Below are 253 nucleotides of genomic sequence, written 5' to 3'. Positions count from 1 at the left end.
AGTGGTAAGCTTAATCTGGGTATTCCACAGGGTCCCGCAAACACGCTGAGCGTTGGCACAGTTACAACGGGTGCGGCAGGAAGTAACGCCGCAGCGAGCATAACAGGTACAGCACCTGCACAGGTGGTTAACTTCACCATCCCACGTGGTAACGCTGGTACAAACTCGGTGATGGAGACAATAACAGGGACGGTTGTGACAGCGGGTACGGCTGTACCGCTCACATTTACCAAAACGTACAACGCACCACCTG

At 54.2% G+C, this 253-nt stretch carries 1 protein-coding gene; it reads left to right on the top strand.

Annotated features, from left to right (window positions below; genetic code table 11):
- On the top strand, positions 1 to 253 hold a 253-nt coding region (locus MN204_RS21080; RefSeq protein WP_249873000.1), incomplete at both ends, for a hypothetical protein.

Source organism: Oceanobacillus saliphilus, assembly GCF_023522835.1.
Classification (GTDB): domain Bacteria; phylum Bacillota; class Bacilli; order Bacillales; family Amphibacillaceae; genus Oceanobacillus; species Oceanobacillus saliphilus.
The sequence above is the reverse complement of the archived record's forward strand: the minus strand, read 5'-3'. Positions and strand labels throughout refer to the sequence as shown.